Origin of the sequence: Streptomyces sp. NPDC006655, from assembly GCF_040703965.1 — a bacterium.
Taxonomy (GTDB): domain Bacteria; phylum Actinomycetota; class Actinomycetes; order Streptomycetales; family Streptomycetaceae; genus Streptomyces.
Window position 1 is genome coordinate 1 of sequence record NZ_JBEYJU010000207.1, and the last position, 3,232, is coordinate 3,232.

The 3,232-nt window shown below is 56.7% G+C and carries 1 rRNA gene; it reads right to left on the reverse strand.

Annotated features, from left to right (window positions below):
• Positions 1-22: 22 nt before the first annotated feature.
• Positions 23-3,127: ribosomal RNA gene (locus AB0958_RS44390) — 23S ribosomal RNA — on the reverse strand.
• Between the last annotated feature and the right edge of the window lie 105 nt (positions 3,128-3,232).

Here is a 3,232-nt window from a genome sequence, read left to right on the forward strand (position 1 = left end):
AACACAGTGGACGCGAGCAACTGAGGACAAGCCCTCGGCCTATTAGTACCGGTCACCTCCACCAGTTACCTGGCTTCCAGATCCGGCCTATCAACCCAGTCGTCTACTGGGAGCCTTACCCCATCAAGTGGGTGGGAGTCCTCATCTCGAAGCAGGCTTCCCGCTTAGATGCTTTCAGCGGTTATCCCTCCCGAACGTAGCCAACCAGCCATGCCCTTGGCAGAACAACTGGCACACCAGAGGTTCGTCCGTCCCGGTCCTCTCGTACTAGGGACAGCCCTTCTCAAGACTCCTACGCGCACAGCGGATAGGGACCGAACTGTCTCACGACGTTCTAAACCCAGCTCGCGTACCGCTTTAATGGGCGAACAGCCCAACCCTTGGGACCGACTCCAGCCCCAGGATGCGACGAGCCGACATCGAGGTGCCAAACCATCCCGTCGATATGGACTCTTGGGGAAGATCAGCCTGTTATCCCCGGGGTACCTTTTATCCGTTGAGCGACGGCGCTTCCACAAGCCACCGCCGGATCACTAGTCCCGACTTTCGTCCCTGCTCGACCCGTCGGTCTCACAGTCAAGCTCCCTTGTGCACTTACACTCAACACCTGATTACCAACCAGGCTGAGGGAACCTTTGGGCGCCTCCGTTACTCTTTAGGAGGCAACCGCCCCAGTTAAACTACCCATCAGACACTGTCCCTGATCCGGATCACGGACCCAGGTTAGACATCCAGCACGACCAGACTGGTATTTCAACGACGACTCCACACTAACTGGCGTTAATGCTTCACAGTCTCCCAGCTATCCTACACAAGCCGAACCGAACACCAATATCAAACTGTAGTAAAGGTCCCGGGGTCTTTCCGTCCTGCTGCGCGAAACGAGCATCTTTACTCGTAGTGCAATTTCACCGGGCCTATGGTTGAGACAGTCGAGAAGTCGTTACGCCATTCGTGCAGGTCGGAACTTACCCGACAAGGAATTTCGCTACCTTAGGATGGTTATAGTTACCACCGCCGTTTACTGGCGCTTAAGTTCTCAGCTTCGCCACACCGAAATGTGACTAACCGGTCCCCTTAACGTTCCAGCACCGGGCAGGCGTCAGTCCGTATACATCGCCTTACGGCTTCGCACGGACCTGTGTTTTTAGTAAACAGTCGCTTCTCGCTGGTCTCTGCGGCCACCCCCAGCTCACCAAGTAAATTGGATCACCAAGTGTGGCCCCCCTTCTCCCGAAGTTACGGGGGCATTTTGCCGAGTTCCTTAACCATAGTTCACCCGAACGCCTCGGTATTCTCTACCTGACCACCTGAGTCGGTTTAGGGTACGGGCCGCCATGAAACTCGCTAGAGGCTTTTCTCGACAGCATAGGATCATCCACTTCACCACAATCGGCTCGGCATCAGGTCTCACCCTCATGTCATCCGGATTTGCCTAGATGACGGGCTACACCCTTACCCCGGGACAACCACCGCCCGGGCTGGACTACCTTCCTGCGTCACCCCATCACTCACCTACTACCACCTTGGGTCAGCGGCTCCACCACTTTCCTTTCCCCGAAGGGTCCGGAACGGCTTCACGGCCTTAGCATTAATGGGTTCGATGTTTGACGCTTCACAGCGGGTACCGGAATATCAACCGGTTATCCATCGACTACGCCTGTCGGCCTCGCCTTAGGTCCCGACTTACCCTGGGCAGATCAGCTTGACCCAGGAACCCTTAGTCAATCGGCGCACACGTTTCCCACGTGTGAATCGCTACTCATGCCTGCATTCTCACTCGTCAACCGTCCACAACTACCTTCCGGTGCTGCTTCACCCGGCAGACGACGCTCCCCTACCCATCACAGCCGGCGTTGGCCGTTATGCTGCAATGACACGACTTCGGCGGTACGCTTGAGCCCCGCTACATTGTCGGCGCGGAATCACTAGACCAGTGAGCTATTACGCACTCTTTCAAGGGTGGCTGCTTCTAAGCCAACCTCCTGGTTGTCTCTGCGACTCCACATCCTTTCCCACTTAGCGTACGCTTAGGGGCCTTAGTCGATGCTCTGGGCTGTTTCCCTCTCGACCATGGAGCTTATCCCCCACAGTCTCACTGCCGCGCTCTCACTTACCGGCATTCGGAGTTTGGCTAAGGTCAGTAACCCGGTAGGGCCCATCGCCTATCCAGTGCTCTACCTCCGGCAAGAAACACACGACGCTGCACCTAAATGCATTTCGGGGAGAACCAGCTATCACGGAGTTTGATTGGCCTTTCACCCCTAACCACAGGTCATCCCCCAGGTTTTCAACCCTGGTGGGTTCGGTCCTCCACGAAGTCTTACCTCCGCTTCAACCTGCCCATGGCTAGATCACTCCGCTTCGGGTCTTGAGCGTGCTACTCAAACGCCCTGTTCGGACTCGCTTTCGCTACGGCTACCCCACACGGGTTAACCTCGCAACACACCGCAAACTCGCAGGCTCATTCTTCAAAAGGCACGCAGTCACACCACAAGGATGCTCCCACGGCTTGTAGGCACACGGTTTCAGGTACTATTTCACTCCCCTCCCGGGGTACTTTTCACCATTCCCTCACGGTACTATCCGCTATCGGTCACCAGGGAATATTTAGGCTTAGCGGGTGGTCCCGCCAGATTCACACGGGATTTCTCGGGCCCCGTGCTACTTGGGTGTCTCTCAAACGAGCCGCTGATGTTTCAGCTACGGGGGTCTTACCCTCTACGCCGGACCTTTCGCATGTCCTTCGCCTACATCAACGGTTTCTGACTCGTCTCACGGCCGGCAGACCGTGAAAGAGAGATCCCACAACCCCGTATACGCAACCCCTGCCGGGTCTCACACGCATACGGTTTGGCCTCATCCGGTTTCGCTCGCCACTACTCCCGGAATCACGGTTGTTTTCTCTTCCTGAGGGTACTGAGATGTTTCACTTCCCCTCGTTCCCTCCACACTGCCTATGTGTTCAGCAGCGGGTGACAGCCCATGACGACTGCCGGGTTTCCCCATTCGGAAACCCCCGGATCAAAGCCTGGTTGACGACTCCCCGGGGACTATCGCGGCCTCCCACGTCCTTCATCGGTTCCTGGTGCCAAGGCATCCACCGTGCGCCCTTAAAAACTTGGCCACAGATGCTCGCGTCCACTGTGCAGTTCTCAAACAACGACCAGCCACCCATCACCCCCAGACCAAAACCTGGAGTTCACTGGGGCCGGCATCGAGGGACGTTTCA